This is a genomic window from Spirosoma oryzae (genome assembly GCF_003002825.1).
Classification (GTDB): Bacteria; Bacteroidota; Bacteroidia; order Cytophagales; family Spirosomataceae; genus Spirosoma; species Spirosoma oryzae.
This window is the reverse complement of the sequence record NZ_PVTE01000003.1, coordinates 255670-277006: the sequence shown is the minus strand read 5'-3', so window position 1 is coordinate 277006 and position 21337 is coordinate 255670. Positions and strand designations below refer to the sequence as shown.

The 21337-nt window shown below is 54.4% G+C and carries 18 protein-coding genes; 11 read left to right on the top strand and 7 right to left on the bottom strand.

Annotated elements, in window-relative coordinates:
- The first annotated feature begins 13 nt into the window (after window positions 1-13).
- From CLV58_RS04905 to CLV58_RS28275, 8 genes are all read left to right on the top strand, one after another.
- On the top strand, window positions 14-667 hold the full coding sequence (locus CLV58_RS04905) for a Dps family protein (protein ID WP_106136739.1): 654 nt from the start codon (window positions 14-16) through the stop codon (window positions 665-667).
- A 128-nt stretch (window positions 668-795) separates the two neighbouring features.
- Complete coding sequence (gene katG / locus CLV58_RS04900) at window positions 796-3111, top strand: catalase/peroxidase HPI (protein ID WP_211300815.1); 2316 nt, start codon at window positions 796-798, stop codon at window positions 3109-3111.
- Window positions 3112-3241: 130 nt separating this feature from the next.
- Window positions 3242-3946, top strand: coding sequence for a VIT1/CCC1 transporter family protein (locus tag CLV58_RS04895; protein WP_106136654.1), 705 nt, complete (start codon window positions 3242-3244; stop codon window positions 3944-3946).
- Between the two features lie 119 nt (window positions 3947-4065).
- Window positions 4066-4959, top strand: coding sequence for an NAD(P)H-binding protein (locus CLV58_RS04890; protein WP_106136653.1), 894 nt, complete (start codon window positions 4066-4068; stop codon window positions 4957-4959).
- Between the two features lie 167 nt (window positions 4960-5126).
- Entirely contained in the window at window positions 5127-6089 is a 963-nt protein-coding gene (locus CLV58_RS04885; protein ID WP_425443493.1) for a helix-turn-helix domain-containing protein, read from the top strand.
- Window positions 6090-6176: 87 nt separating this feature from the next.
- Window positions 6177-7661, top strand: a complete 1485-nt coding sequence (locus tag CLV58_RS04880; protein ID WP_106136652.1) for a flavin-containing monooxygenase — start codon at window positions 6177-6179, stop codon at window positions 7659-7661.
- Window positions 7658-8461 (top strand): SDR family NAD(P)-dependent oxidoreductase, encoded by an 804-nt coding sequence (locus CLV58_RS04875; RefSeq protein ID WP_106136651.1) that lies wholly within the window; start codon window positions 7658-7660, stop codon window positions 8459-8461. Before CLV58_RS04880 ends, CLV58_RS04875 begins: the two co-directional genes overlap by 4 nt.
- 514 nt (window positions 8462-8975) lie before the next feature.
- Entirely contained in the window at window positions 8976-9140 is a 165-nt protein-coding gene (locus tag CLV58_RS28275; RefSeq protein ID WP_170108645.1) for a hypothetical protein, read from the top strand.
- A gap of 23 nt (window positions 9141-9163) precedes the next feature.
- Here the strand turns inward: CLV58_RS28275 and CLV58_RS04870 are convergent, their stop codons facing one another.
- Complete coding sequence (locus CLV58_RS04870; RefSeq protein WP_106136650.1) at window positions 9164-10024, bottom strand: aldo/keto reductase; 861 nt, start codon at window positions 10022-10024, stop codon at window positions 9164-9166.
- 2 nt (window positions 10025-10026) lie between these two features.
- Window positions 10027-10938, bottom strand: a complete 912-nt coding sequence (locus CLV58_RS04865; RefSeq protein ID WP_106136649.1) for a helix-turn-helix domain-containing protein — start codon at window positions 10936-10938, stop codon at window positions 10027-10029.
- 324 nt (window positions 10939-11262) lie between these two features.
- Between CLV58_RS04865 and CLV58_RS04860 the strand changes: the two genes are divergently transcribed.
- Window positions 11263-13038 carry an arylsulfatase gene (locus CLV58_RS04860; RefSeq protein WP_245882210.1) on the top strand — a complete coding sequence of 592 codons (1776 nt, stop codon included), beginning with the start codon at window positions 11263-11265 and terminating at the stop codon, window positions 13036-13038.
- 119 nt (window positions 13039-13157) lie between these two features.
- Complete coding sequence (locus tag CLV58_RS04855; protein WP_106136648.1) at window positions 13158-14453, top strand: alpha/beta hydrolase family protein; 1296 nt, start codon at window positions 13158-13160, stop codon at window positions 14451-14453.
- A gap of 122 nt (window positions 14454-14575) precedes the next feature.
- On the opposite strand, the gene CLV58_RS04850 is transcribed toward CLV58_RS04855, so the two are convergent.
- The 4 genes from CLV58_RS04850 to CLV58_RS04835 form a co-directional block, all read right to left on the bottom strand.
- Window positions 14576-15676, bottom strand: coding sequence for an acyltransferase (locus CLV58_RS04850; RefSeq protein WP_106136647.1), 1101 nt, complete (start codon window positions 15674-15676; stop codon window positions 14576-14578).
- Between the two features lie 219 nt (window positions 15677-15895).
- A complete protein-coding gene (locus CLV58_RS04845; protein WP_106136646.1) occupies window positions 15896-16573 on the bottom strand; it encodes a DUF4166 domain-containing protein in 678 nt (225 codons plus the stop codon).
- A 288-nt stretch (window positions 16574-16861) separates the two neighbouring features.
- Window positions 16862-17716 (bottom strand): hypothetical protein, encoded by an 855-nt coding sequence (locus tag CLV58_RS04840; protein ID WP_170108644.1) that lies wholly within the window; start codon window positions 17714-17716, stop codon window positions 16862-16864.
- Window positions 17670-18413, bottom strand: a complete 744-nt coding sequence (locus tag CLV58_RS04835) for a hypothetical protein (RefSeq protein WP_106136644.1) — start codon at window positions 18411-18413, stop codon at window positions 17670-17672. Before CLV58_RS04835 ends, CLV58_RS04840 begins: the two co-directional genes overlap by 47 nt.
- Before the next feature lie 589 nt (window positions 18414-19002).
- On the opposite strand from CLV58_RS04835, the gene CLV58_RS04830 reads away from it, so the two are divergent.
- On the top strand, window positions 19003-19917 hold the full coding sequence (locus CLV58_RS04830; protein ID WP_106136643.1) for a DUF808 domain-containing protein: 915 nt from the start codon (window positions 19003-19005) through the stop codon (window positions 19915-19917).
- A 284-nt stretch (window positions 19918-20201) separates the two neighbouring features.
- Here CLV58_RS04830 and CLV58_RS04825 read toward each other — a convergent pair whose 3' ends face one another.
- Complete coding sequence (locus tag CLV58_RS04825; protein ID WP_106136642.1) at window positions 20202-21194, bottom strand: FAD:protein FMN transferase; 993 nt, start codon at window positions 21192-21194, stop codon at window positions 20202-20204.
- Between the last annotated feature and the right edge of the window lie 143 nt (window positions 21195-21337).

The window sequence follows — 21337 nt, the reverse complement described above, 5'->3', positions numbered from 1 at the left end:
GTCGCAAACAAACATGAATACGCGTAACACGCTGAAACTATGCATCGCCGGTAGCCTTTGTGTGCTGCCATTCCTGATGCAGCCTGCCATGGCACAAACGCGCCGGGCTGGTGACGCTAGCCAGAACCGGCCAGCTACAACCACCGAATCGACCCAGCCAACCAACTCGCAGCTCGGGAACTACCGCAATGAGCGGGCCGACGCCTGGATTCCGCTGGAAGCCGACAAGCGGGCGGCTATCAACGCTGACCTGCAAGCCAGCGTGGTCGAACTGCTCGAACTCTACCACGATGCCAAACAATCGCACTGGAACCTGCGCGGACCGCTCTATTTCCCGTTGCACGAAAATCTGCAGGAATACGCGGACCTGTACCTGAAGTATGCCGACCTGCTGGCTGAACGGCAGTTGCAGATTGGTATGTCGGCCGATGGGCGGACGTCGACGGTGGTGCAGTCGGCAAATCTGCCCCAGTTTCCGGGAGGTCCGTTGTCGGACCGGCAGGTGCTGGACCTGATGACCGAGCGTATCTACACCATCGCCAAACGGATACGGACGCGGATCGACAGCACCGGGAAGAACGGTGATGAGGTTACATCTAATAAGTTTCAGGACCTGAGTTACGAATTGGACAAACAAGTTTGGCAATTCCGGGTACATATGCAGTAGCCACTGCCGTTTCTTCGGGCGGTTGCCGATCGGACTGGGTCTACCTGGACCGATCGGCAACCGCCGGTTACGGACCAGGCCAGTTTTAGCCTGTTAAAAGGCATCACACTTAATTTCGACAATCAATTATGAAATCCATGAACATCCCGGAAGGGTTTAACATCCCGGAAGGGTTTGGCGAATGTCCCTTTAGAGGAACCCGTATCGGTGGTGCCATCGGTACGGCCCCGCAGAACGACGATTGGTGGCCCAACCGGTTGCAGGTTGAATTGCTGCACCAGGAACAGCCTGCTGCTAATCCGCTGAGCGATGAGAACTACAAAGAATTGTTCAACAAGATCGACTTCCCACAGCTCAAGCAGGATATCAAAGAACTGCTGGTCGATTCGAAAGACTGGTGGCCGGCCGACTACGCCAATTACGGACCACAGATGATTCGGATGGCGTGGCACTCGGCGGGTACGTACCGGATTGCCGACGGGCGGGGTGGGGCCGGGCAGGCCATGCAGCGGTTTGCCCCCATCAACTCGTGGTGGGACAACGGTAACACCGACAAGTCGCGCCGGTTGCTGTGGCCCATCAAGAAAAAGTACGGTTCGGCACTGTCGTGGGCGGATCTGATCGTGCTGGCGGGCAACTGCGCGCTGGAGATCATGGACTTCCCGACCTTTGGTTTCGGCGGTGGTCGCCGGGACGCGTGGGAGCCCGACCGCAGTACCTACTGGGGCCCCGAATTCTGGGGCGGTAAACCCGTCGACCAGGTACCGGCCTCGACGCATCACAAGGGCCATCCGGACGAGATGGTGAACAATAATCTCCGCTGGCACGGCAATCCGAAGGAAGCTTATTTCGATCTGGAAAACCCGCTGGGGGCCAGCCATCAGGCGCTGATCTACGTGAACCCGGAAGGACCGGCCAACAACGGTGACCCGCACGATTCGGCCCGTGAAATCCGCGAATCGTTTGCCCGGATGGCCATGGGCGATGAAGAAACCGTGGCGTTGATCGCCGGTGGTCACGCCTTCGGTAAAAGCCACGGCATGGTAAAACCGGATAAGATCGGGGCCGCACCGGAAGCCGCGCCCATCCATGCGCAGGGCTTCGGCTGGCACAACCCGGTCGGATCGGGTAACGGGGCCAATACCATGACCAACGGTATCGAGGGATCGTGGACACAGAACCCTACCCGGTGGGATAATTCGTATCTCGAAAACCTGCTTGGCCACGAGTGGAAGAAAGTCGAGAGCCCGGCCGGAGCGACGCAGTGGACACCCGTTGACCCAAATGCGCCGAAGACGCCGGATGCCCACATCCCCGGTCAGCTAAACGACCTGATGATGATGACGTCCGACATCGCGCTTAAAGTAGACCCCGAATACCGGAAGATCTGCGAGAAGTTCCTGACCGACTTCGACTACTTCACGGATGCTTTCTCACGCGCCTGGTACAAGTTGACGCACCGCGACATGGGGCCGAAAGAACGGTACCTGGGTCCTGAAGTGCCCGCCGACGACATGATCTGGCAGGACCCGCGCCCCGACCGCGATTACGACCTGATCGATGAAGGTGATGTAGCTACGCTCAAACAACGCCTGCTCGACAGTGGCCTGACCGTGTCGGCGCTGGTATCGGCAGCCTGGTCGGCCGCTTCGGTTTACCGCCATTCCGACAAGCGGGGTGGTGCCAACGGAGCCCGTATCGCGCTGGAACCGCAGAACAACTGGGAAATGAACCGGCCGGACGAGTTGAACCACGTGATTCAAACGCTGCGGGGTATCAAGGGCGAGTTCAACAGCCAGCAGTCGGGTAACAAGCAGGTGTCGCTGGCCGATCTGATCGTACTGGGTGGCTGCGTGGCGGTCGAAAAAGCGGCTCGTGATGCGGGCGTGTCGGTCACCGTTCCGTTCACGCCGGGCCGGGTCGATACGACGCTGGAACTGACCGATGTCGAAAGTTTCAACTGGCTCAAGCCGGTATCGGACGGGTTCAAGAACTACCACAACGACAAGGTCGGTTACCGGGTGCCGCCCGAGCGCATCTTCCTCGACCGGGCTCAACTGCTGACGCTGACGGCCCCCGAATGGACGGTGCTCGTCGGTGGGCTGCGCGTGCTGGAACAGAATTACGATTATGCAAAGCACGGCGTGTTTACGGATCGTCCCGGTCAGCTTACCAATGATTTCTTCCAGGTGCTGACCAGCATGGATTACGAATGGGTACCGCAGGATCAGCAGGAGATGCTGTTCGACGTGCGGGAGCGGAAGGGTGGTGCCACCAAATACACGGCCACCCGCTGCGATCTGATCTTCGGCTCGAACGCTCAGTTGCGCAACATCGCCGAAGTCTACGCGGCCGACGATGCGCAGGAACGCTTCGTACACGATTTCGTAGCCGCCTGGAACAAGGTGATGATGCTCGACCGCTACGACGTCAAAGACGAGTAATCACAGTAGCTGTTTAGTCAAATCGGCTGTCCGGTGCCTTCACTGGTGTCGGGCAGCCGATTTACTTATATTTACGACTGTAGGCGGGCCTGTCGCTCGCCGTATTGATTCACGCTTTACAGAGGCTACTATGACAGGCCGGACTTCCGCGCATCAGGAACAGCATCTACGCAGTTCGGCCATGATTGCCGACGTTGTTATCGGTATGTCCGACGGCCTGACCGTGCCGTTCGCGCTGGCGGCCGGGTTGAGTGGGGCCGTTGCCAATTCCTCGCTGGTTGTCACGGCCGGAATCGCCGAAATCGTCGCCGGTTCGATTGCCATGGGACTGGGTGGTTATCTGGCCGGTCGAACCGAAGTCGATCATTACGAATCCGAACGTCGGCGGGAAGCGGCCGAAGTCGAGTCGGTACCCGAGCGGGAAAAAGAAGAAGTGCGCGCTGTGTTTGCCGAGATGGGGCTCAGTCCGGCGTTGCAACAGACTGTTGCCGACGAACTGGCCAACGACAAAGACAAGTGGATCGACTTTATGATGAAGCATGAACTGGGTCTCGACGAGCCTGATCCGAACCGGGCAACCCAGAGCGCCATCACGATTGGCGCTTCGTACGTAGCCGGTGGGCTGGTGCCGTTGGCCCCCTATTTTTTCGTGGCTCAACCGCATCAGGCACTGCTGTATTCCTGCGCAGTGACGCTTGTCTGCCTGTTTGTCTTCGGATACTTCAAAGCCAAAGTTACCGGCCAGCCGCCAGTCAGTGGAGCGATTAAAGTCGCGCTGATCGGGGCCGCAGCCGCAGCAGCTGCCTTTGGTGTCGCACGGCTATTCAACGGCTAACAACTAGCTGAATTAACGTGCGGATTACTACCCGTTGATTTGGTTAGAACGACCGTAGATTCGGTTACGTCGGGCCAGCTATAACGACAGACCTTTGTGAACGTGAAACAAGCAACGTCATGAAGATCATTGTCACCGGCTCGCTGGGCCATATCAGCCAACCCCTTACGCAGCACCTCACGCAGCAAGGACATACCGTCACGGTAATCAGTAGGAACGCCGACCGTCAGGGGGCTATCGAAGCCCTGGGGGCAACAGCTGCCATTGGCTCGGTGGCCGATGCGGATTTTCTGGCCAGTACCTTCGCCGGGGCCGACATGGTGTATTGCATGATACCGCCAGCGTACTACACGAATCCGACGATCGAACCGATGGCCTTCTACCGAGACACGGCCACGGCCTATGCGCAGGCCATTCGGCAGGCGGGCGTCAGGCGGGCGATTCACCTGAGTAGCTTCGGGGCCGACCTTGATCACGGTACCGGCTTTATCCTGGGTTCGCATCAGGCCGAAGCCATCCTGAATGAACTGACCGGGGTCGCCATCACCCACATCCGCCCGACGTCGTTCTACTACAATCTGTTTGGCTTCATCGAACAGATCAAACACACGGGGCGCATAGCGGCTAACTACGGCGCTGATGACGTTATTCCGATGGTGGCACCAGTCGATATTGCCGCTGCCATTGCCAACGAAATTGGGTTATCTGCCGAGCACCGGAAAGTCCGCTACGTCAGCAGCGACGAGCCGACGGGGCACGAGGTGGCTGCTCAACTGGGTGCTGCGATTGGCAAACCTGACCTGCACTGGGTACTCATCAGTGATGAAGAAGCACTGGCTGGCCTGATAGCCGCCGGCATGCCCGCCCAACTGGCCGAGGGCCTGGTTGAACTATATGGAGCCCTGCACAGCGGTCGGTTGCAGACAGATTACAACCGCAACAAACCCGCGCTGGGTCTGGTGAAAATGGGCGATTTTGCGGCTGACTTTGCTACGGCATACAACCGGTCCTAAGGATTGATTACCTTGTTATTACGTAAGATTTTTTGTCATCCCGACGCAGGAGGAATCTTCGGAAACAGCAAAGAAAAATGCCTTTGAGCGAAGATCCCTCCTGCGTCGGGATGACAAAGAGATGGGTTCGTTGGTAAGTGTAGTAAAAATCCTAAAACGGCTTTCTTATGGCCGTCATGGAAACCGACAAACGTAAAAAGCCAATCAGTATGCAGCCACGTCGGATCAGCACGATCAGCGAATACCATCAGGTCAGAGGGTTGCCCCGGCCGGAGCATCCGTCGATCAGCGTTATTAACCTCGATCAGGTCGATGCCGCGTACAGTTGCGAAGCGGTTAGCCTGGTGCTCGACTTTTATTCCATTGCATTGAAACGGAACCCGCACAGCAAACTGAAATACGGGCAGCATCCGTACGATTTCGACGAGGGTATCCTGTTTTTTATCGCGCCGGGGCAGGTGTTCAGCATTGAGCCGGTCCCCGAACAACCCGCCGATGCCACCCGTCCGTCGGGCTGGATTGTGCTGGTACATCCTGATTTTCTGTGGGATACACCGCTGGCGAAAACCATTCGGCAATACGCTTATTTCGACTATGCCGTTCACGAAGCCTTGTTCCTGTCGGAGAAAGAGGAGCAGACTATCGTTGGCCTTATCCAGACGATTCAGCAGGAGTATCAGGCTCGCATCGATCAGTTTAGCGACAGCATTATCATTGCTCAGCTTGAAGTGGTACTGACCTATGCCGAGCGGTTTTACCAGCGCCAGTTCGTCACCCGCAAGATCAGCAATCATACGATCCTGAACCGCTTGGAGACCGTGCTGGCAACTTATTTTGCGGGCGACGATCTCATCGAGAAAGGCCTGCCCACGGTGCAGTACGTGGCCGATCAACTCAACGTGTCGCCCAATTACCTGAGCAGTCTGCTGAAGGTGCTGACCGGGCAAAGCACGCAGCAACACATTCACGACAAGCTGATCGACAAAGCGAAAGAGAAGCTGTCGACAACGGATTTGTCGGTCAACGAGATTGCGTATGCGCTGGGTTTCGGACACCCACAGTCGTTCAGTAAGCTGTTTAAGAGCAAGACCAGCCAGTCGCCCGTTGCGTTTCGGCAGTCGTTTAAGTAAGCCTACCGGTAGTCAGAAGAACAGGGTAACGCAATTGGACAAATTGGCCAAAATGACGTAGTTTGTCGTATTTACGCTCACGTACGCATGGTCCTTTCTCAGTTTACGACGGACAAACCGCTCGATGTATTGATCGTCGGGGCGGGCCTGGCGGGTATCGGCGCGGCCTGCTGGCTGCGAAAGGAATGTCCCGGTAAACAATATATCATCCTGGAAGCCCGTAATGCCCTGGGCGGCACCTGGGATCAGTTTCGTTACCCCGGTGTCCGATCCGATTCGGATATGTACACGCTGGGCTACGCCTTCAAACCGTGGCTGGCCGACAAAGCCATTGCCGACGGGGAAACAATTCGCAGCTACATCGAGGAAACCGCCCGCGAGAACGATGTTGTCAGGCATATTCAGTTCGGGCATAAAGTCGTCGCGGCTTCCTGGTCGAGCGCCGATGCCTGCTGGACTGTTGTGGTTGAGCAGACGGCTATCGGTATACGCCAACAGGTATACGTCCGGTTTCTGTACATGTGCAGCGGTTACTACAGCTACACGCAGCCCCACCGGCCGACCTTCGCCGGTGAAGCTGACTTTGCCGGAACCGTCGTGCTGCCGCAACTATGGCCCAGCGGTCTGGACTACAGCGGTAAACGAATCGTCGTGGTGGGGAGTGGTGCTACGGCCATGACGCTTGTGCCGGCGATGGCTAAATCGGCGGAACACGTCACAATGCTGCAACGGTCGCCAACCTACGTGGTGGCCCTACCCAGCCAGGACAAGGTGTCGCAGACACTCCGGCGCTGGCTACCTAAGGGAGCGGCCTACCGCCTGACGCGCTGGAAAAACACGCTGCTGCGGGTGGTGATGTACTGGCTGACCCGGAGTCGTCCCGAGCTGGCGAAACGGCAGCTGCTCAAGGACGTGACTAAACAGCTTGGCCCCGACTACGACGTGCAAAAACACTTCACCCCGCGTTATAATCCCTGGGACCAGCGTATCTGCGTGGTACCCGATGGCGATCTGTTCGACGTCATCAGGGCGGGGCAGGTATCGGTCGTTACCGACGAAATCGAGCGGTTTACTACCGACGGGCTGCTGCTCAAATCCGGACAGACGCTTCCCGCCGATGTCATCGTACTGGCGACGGGACTGACGGTTCAACTATTCGGTGGGATGCAGTTGACCGTCGATGGCAAGACGTACCAGACCGACGAACTGATGGCGTACAAGGGCATGATGTTCGGCGACGTACCTAACCTGGCGATGGCTTTTGGCTACACCAACGCATCGTGGACGTTGAAAACCGACCTGACGGCCCGGTACGTTTGCCGGTTGCTGCGCTACATGGACAAACACGATTATACGATTGCCGTACCGCGTCGGGAGAAAGATGTAACGCCCCAGCCTTTTCTGGACTTTACGTCCGGCTACGTGCAGCGGGCGGGGGGCAGCCTACCCAAACAAGGGTCGCGCCGACCGTGGCGGGTGCATCAAAACTATCTACGAGACAGTATGATCATCCGGTACAGCCGACTGGTCGATGGGGTACTGCGTTTCGGCGCTAAAGGCGTATTACCATGAACGTAGCGAATCGGGTCGCTGTCGTCACCGGGGCGGGTAGCGGTATCGGCCGGGCCCTGGCGCATGCGCTGGCGCAGCGGAACTGCCATCTGTTTCTGGTCGACATCAACCCACGCGGGCTCAACCACACGATGGAGCAGGTAAGGCGCTACGGTGTTCGGGTCGCCGGTCAGCCGCTCGACGTCGCCGACGCTGCTGCCGTGCGTGCCTTACCCGCTGCCGTGCTGACGGCGTACGGTCGGGTCGATCTGCTCATCAACAATGCCGGCATTGCGTCGGGGGGTACCTTCGAACAGCTAAGCGAAACGGACTTTGATCGGATCATCGACGTAAACTTCGGGGCCGTAGTACAGCTGACGCGTCAGTTTCTGCCCCACCTGCATCAGCGCGACGACGCCCGGCTGGTTTACCTGTCGAGCCTGTACGGACTGATTGCGCCACCGGAACAGACGGCCTATTCCGCCAGCAAATTCGCCGTGCGCGGCTTCGCCAATGCCCTGCGACACGAACTGGCCGGATCGACGGTGGGGGTGACGGTTGTGCATCCGGGTGGTATCGCGACCAACATTGCCCGGCATGCCCGCATGCCGAAAGGCGCGACCGAAGCTGAGGTACGGCAGAAGCTGGCGGCTCACGAAAAGATGCTCCGCATGGCACCGGAGCGGGCGGCCGACATCATCGTCAAAGGCATCGAGAGCAACAAAGCCCGCATACTGGTCGGCAACGATGCCCGGTTCATCGCGTGGCTCGAACGCCTGCTGCCCGTCAGCTACTGGACGGTGCTTCAAAAGCTGATGTAATCGTCGGCTATAGCTACTGGCGGTCAGCCGCGTGTATACCGTACCGTTCGCGGGAATGATTACAGGGGGTTGGTTGTTATAATAAAGGTTGTTTAGTAGCTTAGTGTACTATGGAGTAGCCCGTTTTACCTATAAATTCCCTGAAGGATAGGGGTGTTAGATTCTAGCCTGTTTACCCCCCAGCCCCCTGAAGGGGGAGCGATTTAGTTGCGGAATGCTCCCCCTTCAGGGGGCTGGGGGGTAAGCAGGCCAGACAAAATCAGATTCAGACCAATAACGTAACAGCCCTGCCCTCCAGGAGATTTAGGGGTCAACAACCGTTTCGTAGGGCAAACAACCGCGTACCTGTACATTTTCAGCACCGGCCAGTTAGATGGAATGACGAAAACAGGACCGAATTACGTTTTGAGTAAGCCGTTAGCGCTAAGTCAGTTAATGGCGCATCGTTCGCTTACGCCAACCACGCGTTGCTGACAAGAATTGGTGCTGGTCAGCAGCATGAATACAGACAGAAATGGGCATTTACAACGTACTACTGATTACCATCATGGTATCGGTATTGGCTGTACTGATTGTCTGGCTGGATAGCCGGCAAGCCGACAGTAAACCGAACAAAAAGAAAAAAGGGCAGGGGAAAAGCAGCAAGTCAGGCAAGAAACGAAAATTGCATCATGCGTGACCTGATGGGACCGGCTGTCCGAACTAGCCGGCGATGCTGTTGAGCATAACCATGTCGTCGTCGCTGAGCGCGATGCGGCCAACCTGCATGTTTTCTTCGAGGTGCTCGATGCTCGACGTACCCGGAATAAGCAGAATGTTGTCGGCGCGGTGCAGCAGCCAGCTCAGGGCAATCTGATGCGTAGTGACTCCGTGCGCGTCGGCAACGCGCTGCATGATCGCATCGTTTTTCGCGTCCATACCGCCCCCGATCGGGAACCACGGGATAAAGACGATGCCCTGCTGCTGGCAGTAGTCGAGCACCGGTTCCCACTCGCGGTTGTACACGCTGTACCGGTTCTGTACCGATGCGACGGTGAAAAATTCCTGCGCTTTCTGAATTTCATCGACCGAGACTTCCGACAGGCCAAGGTGCCGGACTTTGCCGTCCTGCTGCGCCTGTTTCAGAAAACCGAACGATCGTTCGGCGGGCACGTTCGGGTCGATGCGGTGCAACTGGTAGAGGTCGATGTGGTCGAGTTTCAGGCGTTGCAGGCTACCGTTCAGCGCGTCGTGCAGGTGCTGTGGTGTAGCGTCGTTATTGAACTCGGCCCACGGACCGAAGCGGACCAGTCCGCCTTTGGTACCGACCACCAGTTTATCGGCGTAGGGGTGGAGGGCGTCCGCAATCAACTGTTCTGATGTGAACGGCCCGTACATGTCGGCGGTGTCGATGAAGGTAACACCCAGCTCAACGGCCCGGCGGAGCAGGTCGATCGAGTTTTGCGGGTTGTCGGGCATCCCCCAGATGGATGGTCCCGTGATGCGCATGGCACCAAAGCCGACGCGGTTTACTTCCAGATCGCCACCCAGCGTCAGGGTGGTTTTTAGCGTGTTGGTTGTCATGGTTAATTAAACGATTGTCTGAATTGCAGGGGTGACAGGTTGGTTTTGCTTTTGAAGAGCTTGTTGAACGATTGTGGGTAGGTAAAGCCCAGTTGATACGCGATTTCGCCGACCGACAGGGTGGTTGTGCTCAGCATCGTCTTTGCTTTCTCGATCACCGTTTGCTGGATATGCTGCTGCGCGCTCTGCCCCGTCAGGCTACGGAGCATGTCGCTCAGGTAGTGGGGCGATACGTTGAGCTGACCGGCTACGTAGTCGACCGTTGGCAGGCCCATCGTCAGACCCTGTTCACTGGTGAAATAGCCCGTAAGCAGCGTTTCCAGTCGGGTGAGCAGGTCGTTATTGACGGGCTTGCGCGTGAGAAACTGGCGGCTGTAAAAGCGGTCGGCATAGTGCAGCAGTAACTCGATCTGCGTGACGATGATATCCTGACTGTGTCGGTCGAGATTGGCCTGGTACTCGGCTTCGATGTTCGCCAGTAATCCGTCGATTACCTGCTCTTCCCGGTCGGAGACAAATAACGCTTCGGTCAGTTCATAGCCGAAAAAACCATATTGCCGAATGGTTCTGGCCAACGGATAGCCCTGTAGAAAGTCGGGGTGAATCATCAGTACCCACCCCTCCGTAGCGGCCGTTTCCGCCGACAGCAGCTGACCGGGCGCGATAAACGACAGTATCCCCTCGTCGAAGTCGTAGCGGTTCTGGCCGTAGCGCAGGCCACCCGCGTAGTTTTTCTTCATGCACACCTGGTAGAAGGGGTATATCACCTGCCCACTGGCCGACTGTACCGACGCGTCCAGCTGGTTCAGGTGAATCAGGCTGACCAGCGGATGAACGGGTTTGGGTAGGTGCAGCAGCCGGTGTAGCTCGCTGATCGACTGTACGGTGCGGATGGCTGGTTCGGCTTTTTTCATGACTCGGCTGAGTGGTCGGTTACAAGGTCTGCTGTCCGTCGTATGAACAACACAAAGGTCGCCCGACTGGCTGCGCATAAAGTAGCCCGATTGCGGTTTGTTGTAGCCAAACCGGAGCGACTACCGATTCGTCCAGCAAGCTATTGGTTGGTAGGCTGCTGATGGTAAGCTTTCTGACTGGTTCACGGGGAAGTATAAATCTCAGGTCACTACTTTTCTGTTAGCCTGTGGGATAACAAGCGTTGTTGCAAGCGTGTGCCACATACCACAGTCGAACAAGCCAACGTACCGGGAGCCGGGCCGAACGAACGAAGTACTGATGTTATGAAACCATCTGTCTGGATTGCCCTGGGAATGCTGGTCATGGGGGCCTGGGTTGCCCATCGACCCGCAGCTGATACAGCCGCTATCAGGCCCAACGTCCTGTTTATCCTGACCGACGATCAGGGCTGGGGCGACCTGAGTCTGCACGACAACCCCGTCGTTCAGACGCCCAATCTCGACCGGCTGGCCCGCAGTGGAGCCCGGTTCGACCGCTTTTTCGTCAGCCCGCTGTGTGCGCCCACCCGTGCCAGCCTGCTGACGGGCCGCTATCACCTGCGTACGGGTACGGTGTCGGTGTCGCAGGGCTGGGAGCGCATGCGGGGCGATGAGCTTACGCTGGCCGAAGTGTTTCGGCAGAATGGCTACGCGACCGGTTGTTTCGGGAAATGGCACAATGGCGAACACGCGCCCGAAGACCCGAACAGTCAGGGCTTCGACGAGTTTCTGGGCTTCTGCGCGGGTCACTGGAATAACTACTTCGACACCGAGCTGCAACACAACGACCGGATGGTGCCGACGAAAGGATTTATCACCGACGTACTGACTGATGCCGCCCTGGCGTTTATGGGCAGGCACAAGGCCCGGCCGTTCTTCTGCTATGTACCGTTCAATGCGCCCCACAGTCCGCATCAGGTACCCGACCGCTACTTCGACAAGTACAAGGCCAAAGGGCTCGACGATGAACGGGCCAGTATCTACGGCATGGTCGAAAACGTGGACGACAATGTAGGGCGACTACTCCGGGCGCTGGACCGGCTCAACCTGGCCCGGAACACGATTGTCGTGTTTGCGACGGATAACGGACCCAACGGCCATCGGTTCAATGGCGGCATGAAGGGCATCAAAGGATCGGTCGATGAGGGGGGCGTTCGCGTGCCGTTGTTCGTACGCTGGCCGGGTCAGATACGTCCCCAAACTCGGATTCGGCCCAATGCCGCCCACATCGACCTGTTGCCGACGCTGGTCGATTTATGCGGATTACGCTTTATGCCGGCTCACCCGCTCGACGGGCGCAGCCTGACAAATCTGTTGCTGGGTCGGAGCGACACGCTGGCCGACCGACTGCTGTTTACACACGTGACGAGCATGAACGACAACCGGCTTCCGGCCGAGCCGGGCAGTGTCCGTACGGCGCAGTATCGGCTGGTGCGGCAGCGGGGGCAAACGATGCTGTATGATATGTTTCGGGATTCAACCCAGACGACGGATCTGGCGGCTAACCAGCCCGAGCAGGTACACCGGTTGCAAACGGCGTACGACCACTGGTTTACCGACGTCACTCAGTCGATTCAGTTCGCCCGTCCGGCACCGGTTTCGGCTCGGCGGGTGTTGTTGCAGGCACCCGAAGCCCGCTTTTCGGGCGGCATACGGTACAAACAGGGCAACGGCTGGGCGAATGACTGGCTCATCAACTGGCAGTCGCCGGCCGACTCGATCTGGTGGGATATTGCGGTGGCGCGACCGGGTACCTACCAGCTCAGTCTGCAATACACCGCTCCGGCCGCAGCGCGTGGGGCAGTCGTGACCGTCACGGCGGGTAGCGAGACACGCCAGCAAACCGTGCCGGGTGGTTTCGATCCACCCCTGAAACCCAGCCCCGACCGAATCCCCCGCAAGGAAGTGTACGAAAAAAGCTGGGCCTGGCTACCGCTGGGTAAGCTCGATTTGTCGGCCGGGAATCACCGGATTCTGCTGCGGGCCAAAGCGGTTCCGAACGGACAGGTTGCCGACGTGAAGGCACTGTTACTGACCGCTACCGGATCGGCGGCTCCGTAACGTCACGAATGATTAACAGCAGGCGCTAGGGCGAACGAGTAGAAACGCATTATTTCGCGCTGTCAATTCCGTAACCCATCGAGTCTGGCGGATTAACAGACTCACTCATTCGTAAATCCATGAAAAAACGCTCCTTTCAGTTTGTCCTGGCTTTCCTGCTGCTGACGGGTACCCTGGTAAGCGCCCAGCCCGTCGACGCTGGTTTTATCAATGGCGATTTGTTGCCCAATGCGCCCGAACTAGCCGCACGAGGTAGTTACGGAGTGGGCGTGCAGACGCTGAAGGTGGTTCACCCGGCTCAGGTTGACGTACTTCACGGTAGCGCAGGCCAGCATCCGAAGTACGACCGCCCGTTGACGCTGGAAGTCTGGTATCCGGCGCGGGTGCCGGCCAACAAACCGGCCACCGTCACCTATCAGTCTACCCTGGGCCGGTCCAACGATCCCAAGCGACCGCTGATTCCGTTCACCTTCCAGGGACGTGCCTCACGTGACGCGCAGCCCGACCCCAGTGGCGGGGCCTATCCGTTGGTGATCGTGTCGCACGGCTACCCCGGCTCGCGCCTGCTGCTAACCTACCTGACCGAAAACCTGGCGTCTAAAGGCTATGTCGTGGTAGCCATCGACCATACCGAATCGACGTACAGCGACCTGGCCGCTTTCCCGAGCACACTGTTGAACCGCGCGCTGGATGATGGGTTTGTGCTGAACGAAATGGCTCGCCTGTCGGGTAAAGGCAGCAAAAGTTTCCTGTCGGGTCTGCTCAACGCCGACAACACGGCCCTGGTCGGCTATTCGATGGGGGGCTACGGTGTACTGAATGCGGCCGGTGCTGGCTACAGTCCGCAGGCACTGAAACTGTTTGGGCAGATGAGTGGGGGCAGCACGGCGCTCGAATCCCGTACGCAGGGCTCACCCGCGTACCCGGCCTCGCCGGACCCGCGCATCAAAGCCGTCGTTGCCTTTGCGCCCTGGGGTATGGAGCGTGGTGTCTGGGATGCCACCGGACTGGCGGGACTGAAATTGCCGACATTGTTCATAGCTGGTAGTAAAGACGATGTATCGGGCTACGAGAAAGGCGTCAAGGCGATCTATGAGGGAGCCGTCAATGCCGACCGGTATATGCTTACTTACCTCAACGCCCGCCATAACGTAGCGCCCAATCCACCGCCAGCAGCCTCGATGCAGCCTGGCGTAGCCGCCGATGAGTATATGCATTATGCCGAACCGGCCTGGAACGAGCACCGGATCAATAATATCAATCAGCACTTCGTAACCGCATTTCTGGGCATGCAGTTGAAGGGGCTGGATTACGCCAAGTACCTGACGGTGCCGACGGGTGACCCGGCGGAGGGATGGCCCGGTTTCAAGCCGCGTATGGCAGTCGGGCTGGAGCTGCGCCACGCCAAGCCGTAGTAATCAGACGATTGGAAAAGACTGTCAAGCCGGTTTCTGGTTGGTCTTACGCCCGTTACATAGATTAGTCACGGGGGGGATCGCTACCCAGGGCAAAGCTGCATGAATACTGGTGCTGTCGTCTAGCCGATAAGGTAACGGCTGTTTGGCAGGTAGGAAAGTGCGGCTACTAAAACGTATGTCAGGGCGAACGTAAGAGTTGCCTGTACAGGAATGACCAACAGGCCGGGGGGCATATAGTCTACGAGCCAGTGGTGTACTTGCTCCAGTACCAGAATATGGGCCAGGTATACGCCAAAGCTTAGTTGGGAGCCTTTCGCCAGCCACTGCTGGGCGCGGGCTCCCGGCGCGGGCAGATCACGCAGTAGTAGATACCAGCCCACGGTCATCATCGCCACGTTGCCGGTCAGATACGCCCAGGTCAACTCCAGCTCAGAAACCGAGCGGGCCCAGGGCAGGCGACTGGCAAAACCCCAGTACGTCAGGCCATAGCCGAGCAGTAGTAGCCCAAGGCCCAGAGCGCGACATCGCGTGGGCGACAGCTGTAGATGCACCCGCAGGTAATGACCCAGCACAAAGTAGCCCAGGTAGCCGGAGAAATAATAGGCCCCACCAATGGGATTCCAGAACGCTTCGCCCCATACCTGTGGAACGTAAAGCCGGACATAAGGCAACAGCAGCGTTACGCACCAGGCTAGCAGAAACCAACGCTCTTCCCGGGCTGATGCATCACGTAACCAGGGTGAGATAACGGGGGCAAAGGCGTACAGACCCAGTAGCATATACACAAACCAGAGGTGCCCCGATGTCCAGTTTACCCCCAGCAACAGGACCTGCTGCCCCAGGCTCAGCGCGTCCGTGTACTTGTGGAAATAAAGGACATAGATAACCGACCAGACTACGAACGGGGCCAGTATCCGGGTGAACCGTCGGCGAAAGAACGTACCGGTAGACTCCCGAATCGGCAGCAGCAAATAGCCGGAGGCCAGTACGAACAGGGGCACGCAGGCTCGTAAGGCACTACCGTACACATCGGCACCGTAGGTATGATCGCGGATAATCACGTCGCCCGGACCGATATAAAAGTATTCACCGGAATGCACCATAATAACCATGAAACAGGCCAGTACACGCAAGGCATCCATAAAGGTCACGCGCTGAGGCTGTTGGGTCAGGCTAAGGTCTGGTTGGGGAGCCGATGTGGCTGGTGTTGCAGGGGGCATGCTGGCGGGAAAAAAAGTAGTAGAAACGCTGGTTTATACAGCCGTACGTTACCTGTACTGGAACACTAGCTTATTTCAGGCTGCGTTGACTCCGACCCAGGGGGGTGATAGGTGAGGATGCTATTTTACGGAACACACGTACCTGCACCTTAACACCCCCTGTATCTTAGGCTGAAAATCTGCCTTCGGGGGCGAGTAAGCTGTCGCCGTGGAACTGCCTTACTCGTTACTTTCTAAGCGAATAGGGCGAAATTTTTCGGGTAGAATGCCAGATGTAAAGTCCACATACTCTGCGTCAAACCACCCATTAAAGCCAAATAATGGCCCAAACAACTTGCTTTTTACGTGCAAATCCAAGCCAAATCGTTGCTTTTCATCGTCGTACCATTCCAAGAGTTCTATATCTCCTCGGGCAAACCAAGGTACAGGAATTTGAAGTCCTAAGATAAAGATAAACTGACGGCCTGACGTGAACCGAATGGCCCCATTTTCTTCCACGCCTAAGCCCATTTCAAAAACCATTCGATGGTCAAGTCCTAAATACTCAACAATTCGTTTCTTTTGGGTGCTGTACAAAGCTGTGCCATCGAAACGTTGCTCCTCGTTTGAAAAGTAAAACACACGATTCATAGAATGCACCTCGCGGCCAATTGAGTCTATGTAAGGATAGTTATGAATTTCGTAGGGGATATTTTCACCAACGCGGGGAAACAGAATATTACTTTTCGATAGAAGTTTGAGTATAAAAACAGCCAACTTATTTCCATTCCAAATTTTCTCCATCACCCCCCGGCCAATGAATGCAGTATGATTGTCAGTGGAGAGATCAAATCTTTTTTGAATTTGAGGGTGCAATTGTAGATAATTACTCCCCATTTGAATTTTGTATGCTGACATAATTCAATATTGAAATTTGACTTGAAAAGGGCGGTTGGCTTGTCAGCCGGGCCCCGGAAATGGAGACCCCAAAACCTAACCTTTGCGGATTGCCGCCTGTCGACCGGGACCCGAAATGCAAGCCCAAATGCTACCCTGCGAGACGCGCGGCCTGTCGCCGGAATGCTGGACTTGCTCGTCACCCAACGACCACATGTGTTGATGGCGAGGAACGAGACTTTACACATGTGGCCAGCTGGGCTGTCCACCTTGCACACCCGGCTAGCATCCTGTCATTAGTAGAAGTATTCATTTTAGTCCAAATTTACCATAAACGTAAACATACTTTTTCATGTATTTTATCGCATTTTCGGTTTCTATTTCAGAGGTGTGAAAACCATAAATCAATAAAAGTGATCCAATTCTTAAGTGAAGTAATTCGAAGTCTATGTCTAAAGAAATTGCCTTTTGTAAAATTTCTACAACTTTTGGAATTCTATTAACATAAATACTATTCTCCATTTCTTCTCCTAATGGTAAATGCTTGTATACTTCTGCTATGAATATTAGGCTAAAAACATTATTATTATTTTCTAATGTTTTCTCTAAGATATTTTCAATATCAGACAAGACTAATTTATTGTCAATATTTCTGTTAACTAATTCTATTAGGATTTGGTAATTGTGTGTAGAAGATTCGAATTCAAGTTTATTTTGAATATTTATTATCAGATTCTCAATTTCTTTTTTGTCCGTTTCAATGTCAAGTATTTCAGTAGTTTCATTTAGTTTAGGTAATAATTCTAACATATAAGTATTTACATATTGCTGTTTTGCTCTACTATATTCAGATTGTGGATAATGTGGATTAATTTCATTTGCTTTAAAAATATAATCAATTGCTTTTTCGATTTCATTTTTTTCTAAATAAACAATTGAAAAGTATCTGAAAATCATTCCTTTCCAAGTATTAATAAAGTTGTTTAATTCTGTTTCATCTATTTTATAAGAATTTAAATCATATTTAAGTAATGGTAGTTGTTCATCTAAGTCATTTAATATATGGAAAGTCTCTTCGTAAGATTTAAAATCTAACGTCATATCTAAAAATGACTGACTATTGACGAATAAATACACAAAAAGTATTGATTCTATTTTTTTCATCAATACTTTTATCTTTGTCTCTGCAAATTTTATTTGTAATTCTTTTTATCTCTAAATAACCCGAAGTGTTTATAAATTGTTTGTTGTCAAAAAAGAATTGAGTATCTAAAGTGCTGTCTAACAAGTCCTTTTGAATGTAAAGTGAAATTGGATTTTGGGTATTTAATTTTTTCACTATATATTTTAAAAATCCTTTTATTCCAAGAATAATTGGAATAAATTCTGGGACTGTTACTAATTCTACTTTAAATATATCGTTTCTAAATATAAAAAATTTTGATTTCAAAAGTTTTATTTTTGTTTCAATAATATCATTTATTTTTTCTGATTGTATATCATTGACTATAAATTCATTTTCCTTAATTGTAAATGAAGGGTAAATCGAAAAGAACACTTTTGATTTTGAAAATAAAGTTCTTAATAAACAAAGTAAATTAATTATAAAGGTCGAAATTATAAAAATTAAAAAATAAGTTTTTATATTATTGTAATCTTGAAACAGTAATTCATTCTTTTTTAGGTGTAGGTAATATAGTAAAGTGATTTCTACAATAATAATGTGCCAATATTTTAGTAAATTTTTAGAGTAGTAAAATAAAACGCTCCTAATTAGATATATTATTTTTTTAGGCAGGAAAACAGAAACGAAAAATATCGCTAAGTATTTGAAAACTTCAAATAATATTTTGTTGTCCATCTATTTACAGTCGTTTTTTAGGTATTTTTGCTAACTCGCTGATTGCCGCATTTTCAATACGAAGTGCGTATTTGTATTGCTGGATCTATTTCAAGCCTTGCCTGTTAAGGCGGCTGGCCTGTCGCAGAGACGCACCCTTACAAACCTAAGCCTCCCCAACGGTGTGTTCAAGCTGTTAGCCGAAACCCGGAAATGGAGATACTAAACCTGTTTAACCGGGGTAGTCAAATTGGCGCACGGAACTCACCCCGCAAGCACTACTTGTATGTTCACCCAACGTAAGCCTGTACGCATCCTCTATTGAAGCCCCAACGCTAGCCTACTTTGTCATGTATACCCGTATGACAAACAGCCCAACGCGGGCATTGATGCTTCCAGAACGGTCAGTTGCTAGTCAGGCTGGCGAAGTTTGTGCTACCAATAGCCGCACCATTTCTGGTCGAGTTCGGGTTGTAAATCGACTGACGTCAAGGCAGGAAGCGGCTTTGACGAAAATATGACCTCGATTCGGATAAACAAATTAAAGAGAAAACGGTACAGTTTTGAACACCTTCCGCTATACTGCACGCAGAAGTAGCGAACGCACACTATGCCATCAGGATTTTTTGCCTTACTAGATGATATTTCAGCCCTGGTTAAAGCCAGTGCCGCCAGCCTGGACGACGTACCCACCCAGGTTGCCAAGACCACCGGCAAAGTGTCGGGTATCGTGATCGACGATACGGCGGTCACGCCCAAGTACGTGGTGGGTCTCGATCCATCCCGCGAACTCTCGATCATTTATCGGATCGCCAAAAAATCGCTGGTCAACAAAATTCTCATCCTGGGGCCGGCGGCTCTGATACTCGGGTATTTCGCGCCTTGGGCCATCACGCCCATCCTGATGGTCGGGGGAGCTTATCTGTGCTACGAAGGGTACGAAAAAGTGCATTCCATTCTCAGCCAGCATCAGCATGGCGAGGCCGAGGACAAGCCGGTAGAAGCGGTTACGCCCCAGGAACTGGAGGAACAACGCGTGGCTAGTGCCGTCCGCACGGACATCATTCTGTCGGCCGAGATCATGGCCGTCGCCTACAGCCAAGTGACCGATCAACCGATCGTCAATCAGGGGCTGGTGTTGCTGGCTGTGGCTGTGTTCATTACCGTGGCCGTATACGGATTCGTTGGCATGATTGTCAAAGCGGACGATTTGGGTGTACACCTGGCCAGCGACAAATACTCGCCGGGTATTCAGAAACTGGGGCGCGGCATCGTCAAATTCATGCCGTACTTCCTGACGCTGCTGGGGTACGTCGGTACGGCTGCCATGCTGTGGGTCGGGGCCGAAATCATTGCCCACGGCATACCGTTCACGGCACATCTGCTGCACGAGCTGGAGCACGGTTTAGCCAATATGCCGGCGGTCGCTTGGTTCGCCAAGGCGCTGGCCTGTGCCATTGCCGGTCTCGCGCTCGGCTTCGTCATCGACAAACTGGTCAGGCTGGTAAAGCCCGTGAAGAAGTAAGTGCGCCAGGGCAGGATCGCCAATACCGGGCTAGCGTTACCCCCGCCCCGAAGCGTCGGCCCGGCCTGAAGGGGAAGATGTTGGCGCGCGATTTTCTCTTCCTCCAGAGGTTGTTTGGGAAATAATTTTTGGGGCGAAAAATCGCATTTTTTGTCATTCCGACGTAGGAGGAATCTTCGGTGAAAGCAAACAAAACCGCCCGTTACCGAAGATTCCTCCTACGTCGGAATGACAAAAATCCTTCCTCAAACACCCTCTTAGGGGGCGGGGGATAACGTTAGCTACTAAATCGACAGTCGGCGTTGCTTGATCGTCAAACTGGGGGATGCGATGACGTCGCCCGTGTCGGTGATAAGGATGTACTGGTAGTCGGGCTGCTGGCGGATCAGCTTCAGCCCGGTGGCCTTACCCAGCACCATCATCGACGTACTGAATCCGTTGGCCCGTTCGGCGCTGGGGCCGAACACTGTGACACTACTGACACCCGTGGCCGGATAGCCCGTTTTTGGGTTGATGATGTGGGCGTAGCGCCGACCGTTGAAGACGACAAATTTTTCGTAACTGCCGGAAGTCACGACGGCGGGTTTGCGCAGCGGCACGACGGCAAATAAGGTGTCCCGGTGGAGTGGGTTGGTGATGCCGATAGTCCAGGGTGTACCGTCCGGCTGATTCCCCCACGTACTCATATCCCCCGACCCATTGACGATGCCCGCCTTAACGCCCCGTGCCAGCATCAGCTGGCGGCAGCGGTCGGCGGCATACCCTTCTCCTAGTGCGCCGAAGCCGATCTTCATCCCTTTCTTTTTCAGGAAAATGGTCGATTTCGCTTTGTCGAGGACGATGTTCTGGTAGCCCACGTTGCGCACTGAATTTTTGATGGCTTCCGGGCTGGGCATTTCGGTCATCGAGCCGTCGAATTTCCAGATGCGGTCCATCGCGGCAAAGCTGATGTCGAACGCGCCGTTGGTCAGGCGAGACAAGCGGATGGCGCGTTCGGTAAGGGCCATTACTTCCGCATCGACCCGTACCGGCGCGATCCCCGCATTTTGGTTGACCTTCGCTATCTGCGTGTACGATCGCCAGTCGGAGATCAGGTTTTCGATGCGGGTAACTTCCGTAATCACAGTGTCGATATGTTGTTCGGCGGTTAGCGAGTCGTTGGCGACGATAGTGATGTCCCATCGGCTCCCCATCAGCTTCACTGTTCGTTTGCGCAGGACCTGCGCGTGGGTAAGACCCGACAGAATCAGCAGGAAAACCAAAAACGCGTGTTTCATCCCGCAAACATCGGCGTATTTTTTTAGACAGGATTACAGGATGAACAGGATTTACCGTTCGCATTGGCAGGTAGATGGCTGATCCGAATTTCAGTGGTGTCAGGTCTGGAACGCCAGCCCGGCCCGACCTGACACGCCCGCGT

Bases quoted from the DNA above. Each gene is read 5' to 3' on its own strand.
- CLV58_RS04905 (WP_106136739.1), top strand. From the start codon at position 14: ATGAATACGCGTAACACGCTGAAACTATGCATCGCCGGTAGCCTTTGT.
- katG (WP_211300815.1), top strand. From the start codon at position 796: ATGAAATCCATGAACATCCCGGAAGGGTTTAACATCCCGGAAGGGTTT.
- CLV58_RS04895 (WP_106136654.1), top strand. From the start codon at position 3,242: ATGACAGGCCGGACTTCCGCGCATCAGGAACAGCATCTACGCAGTTCG.
- CLV58_RS04890 (WP_106136653.1), top strand. From the start codon at position 4,066: ATGAAGATCATTGTCACCGGCTCGCTGGGCCATATCAGCCAACCCCTT.
- CLV58_RS04885 (WP_425443493.1), top strand. From the start codon at position 5,127: ATGGCCGTCATGGAAACCGACAAACGTAAAAAGCCAATCAGTATGCAG.
- CLV58_RS04880 (WP_106136652.1), top strand. From the start codon at position 6,177: ATGGTCCTTTCTCAGTTTACGACGGACAAACCGCTCGATGTATTGATC.
- CLV58_RS04875 (WP_106136651.1), top strand. From the start codon at position 7,658: ATGAACGTAGCGAATCGGGTCGCTGTCGTCACCGGGGCGGGTAGCGGT.
- CLV58_RS28275 (WP_170108645.1), top strand. From the start codon at position 8,976: ATGGGCATTTACAACGTACTACTGATTACCATCATGGTATCGGTATTG.
- CLV58_RS04870 (WP_106136650.1), bottom strand. From the start codon at position 10,024: ATGACAACCAACACGCTAAAAACCACCCTGACGCTGGGTGGCGATCTG.
- CLV58_RS04865 (WP_106136649.1), bottom strand. From the start codon at position 10,938: ATGAAAAAAGCCGAACCAGCCATCCGCACCGTACAGTCGATCAGCGAG.
- CLV58_RS04860 (WP_245882210.1), top strand. From the start codon at position 11,263: ATGAAACCATCTGTCTGGATTGCCCTGGGAATGCTGGTCATGGGGGCC.
- CLV58_RS04855 (WP_106136648.1), top strand. From the start codon at position 13,158: ATGAAAAAACGCTCCTTTCAGTTTGTCCTGGCTTTCCTGCTGCTGACG.
- CLV58_RS04850 (WP_106136647.1), bottom strand. From the start codon at position 15,676: ATGCCCCCTGCAACACCAGCCACATCGGCTCCCCAACCAGACCTTAGC.
- CLV58_RS04845 (WP_106136646.1), bottom strand. From the start codon at position 16,573: ATGTCAGCATACAAAATTCAAATGGGGAGTAATTATCTACAATTGCAC.
- CLV58_RS04840 (WP_170108644.1), bottom strand. From the start codon at position 17,716: ATGAAAAAAATAGAATCAATACTTTTTGTGTATTTATTCGTCAATAGT.
- CLV58_RS04835 (WP_106136644.1), bottom strand. From the start codon at position 18,413: ATGGACAACAAAATATTATTTGAAGTTTTCAAATACTTAGCGATATTT.
- CLV58_RS04830 (WP_106136643.1), top strand. From the start codon at position 19,003: ATGCCATCAGGATTTTTTGCCTTACTAGATGATATTTCAGCCCTGGTT.
- CLV58_RS04825 (WP_106136642.1), bottom strand. From the start codon at position 21,194: ATGAAACACGCGTTTTTGGTTTTCCTGCTGATTCTGTCGGGTCTTACC.